The following is a 2,344-nucleotide window of genomic DNA, read 5'->3' as shown; positions in this document are numbered from 1 at the left end:
GACGAATCGTCCCTGTCACGACTCAAGGCGGAGTCGTTCGCATGAAAGTCGCCGCCGTCGGCGCCGGATGGGAAAAAGCGGCCCCCGAATATGAGGACTGCAAGGCCATTGCAAAACGAACCGGTCGCCCCCTCAAGACGGTTATGGAGGAAGCGCTGCGGACCTATCGACGAGGACCTCAAAAAAATCAAATGGCACACGTGCGAGGCCGAGCGTGACCGTTCTCTACTATGTTCTGCTCTTTCTCCTCTCCGTCGCGGTCACGTTAGGCGGTTGTGCGCTCTTTACCAATGCCATCGAATGGCTGGGTAAGCGGCTGGGCATCTCCGAGGGTGCCGTAGGCAGCGTCTTTGCCGCAATCGGCACGACGCTGCCTGAAACCTCGATTCCGATCATTGCGATTTTCTTCGGGGAAAGCCGGGAGGAGGTCGAGGTCGGCTTGGGCGCTATCTTAGGCGCGCCTTTCATGCTCAGCACGCTGGTGCTGCCCCTATTGGCCGTTCTTCTGTTGCTCTATGCTCGGGCCGGTAAGCGGACTGCCCGATTCCATCTCAATTATCGCGAAGTCCTGACAGACCTCACATTTTTTATGATCGGATATTTTGTCGCCTTGGGGTGTGCCTTCGTGCCCTCCAGGCTGATCCACCTCGTCGCAGCCGGTCTATTGGTCTGTTTGTACATCTACTACATGAAGCTCAAATTCGCACCGTCCGGCGGTGACGAAGGAGGTGAGCTGGAACCCTTGATCTTCGACAAGACCGCGGCCATACCGTCGTATGCGATGATTGGATTTCAAGCCATCTTGGGATTAGGCGGGTTAATACTGGGCGCCCATTTGTTTGTCATGGCCGCAGAATCGATGGCCGGCTTGTTCGCGATGTCGCCGTTGATTTTAGCGCTGCTCATCGCACCGCTCGCCACCGAGCTGCCGGAGATGTCCAACAGCTTTCTCTGGCTCTATCGCAAAAAAGACCGGCTCGCCGTGGCCAACGTTACAGGAGCCATGGTTTTTCAAGGCACTTTCCCGGTCGCTCTGGGATTGGTCGGAACCGGATGGTTGATCGCCCCACCGGCATTGACCACCATGGTCTTGGCCGTGCAGGCGGTGGGATTCTGCATCCTTCAGATTCTGATCGGAGGCCAGTGGCGGCCGTGGCTACTCGCCGCCGGGGCTGTTTTCTATATCGGCTATACGGTGCATCTCTATGTCAACTAAATGGCAATCGCCTTACAAAGGTTCCTCCTCCCCCCGACTTCCCCTGTTGGGGATCACGATGGGAGACCCGGCCGGTATCGGCCCGGAGGTGATCGCTAAGGCTCTGTCTGTAACTTATCTTGACAATGTTTGCCGGTCGATCGTCATCGGATCGCTTCCTGTCATGGAGCGAACGATCAAGGCACTGAAACTCAAACTGAACGTATTCCGAGTTCACGGCCATGAAACGATGGTGCAGCCCAGAGGAACAGTGGCCGTACTGGATCCCCTGGATACGCCATTGCGAACGTTCAAGCCCGGCATCGCAGCAGCGGAAACCGGTGCCGCATCAGTCGTCTTCATCAAAAAAGCCGTCGAACTGGCTCAAATCGGCTGTATCCAAGGAATGGTGACGGCGCCCATCAATAAAGAAGCCATCAATATGGCCGGCTGCCGATACCCTGGCCATACCGAATTATTGGCCGATCTCACTCACGCCAAGAGGTCGGGCATGATGATCGTGGGCGGGCCGCTACGCATCATGTTCGTCACGACACATGTCGCGATCAAAGATCTCCCGTTGCTGCTGACCCGAGCCAAGATCGGACAAGCGATCCGCTTGGCTCAATTGGCGCTGACGACGCTGTTCGGCATCAAACGTCCCCGGATAGGTGTGGCTGCGCTCAATCCCCATGCCGGTGAGCATGGATTGTTCGGCGAGGAGGAGACTCGAGTGATTCGTCCCGCTGCCCGTGCGGCCCAGCGGAAAGGTATTCTGGCAAGTGATCCTCTGCCGGCTGACACCTTATTCGGGAAAGCCGCGAAAGGATCGTTTGACGGCGTTGTCGCCCTCTACCACGATCAGGGCCTCATTCCCCTGAAGCTTGTCGCCTTCGGCACATGCGTCAATCTCACCGTGGGCTTGCCTATCATCCGCACCTCAGTGGACCATGGAACAGCTTTTGATATTGTCGGGAAGGGCGTCGCTGATCCCGGAAGTCTGATTGAGGCTGTCAAGGTGGCTGCCAGGATCACTCAGAATAGGATCGCTCAAAAAAGAATGGCTGCAACTCCAACCAACAAGAGACGGGCCAGACATGTCGCCTGATGTGTCGAAAGGCCTTATCATTATTCGGCAACAGATAGAAG

3 protein-coding genes are annotated in these 2,344 nt (G+C 56.6%); all 3 read left to right on the top strand.

Features of this window, described 5'->3' with window-relative positions:
* A partial coding sequence (gene larC, locus ACOSYY_RS18650; protein ID WP_421664373.1) for a nickel insertion protein occupies window positions 1-218 on the top strand: 218 nt, incomplete at its 5' end.
* Entirely contained in the window at window positions 215-1,216 is a 1,002-nt protein-coding gene (locus ACOSYY_RS18645; RefSeq protein ID WP_421664371.1) for a sodium:calcium antiporter, read from the top strand. The genes larC and ACOSYY_RS18645, both read left to right, overlap by 4 nt.
* Window positions 1,206-2,303, top strand: a complete 1,098-nt coding sequence (gene pdxA / locus ACOSYY_RS18640; protein WP_421664369.1) for a 4-hydroxythreonine-4-phosphate dehydrogenase PdxA — start codon at window positions 1,206-1,208, stop codon at window positions 2,301-2,303. The genes ACOSYY_RS18645 and pdxA overlap by 11 nt, the downstream gene beginning before the upstream one ends.
* Window positions 2,304-2,344: the final 41 nt, after the last annotated feature.

This window comes from Nitrospira sp. BLG_2 (genome assembly GCF_049222245.1).
This window is presented reverse-complemented; position numbering and strand designations above follow the sequence as displayed.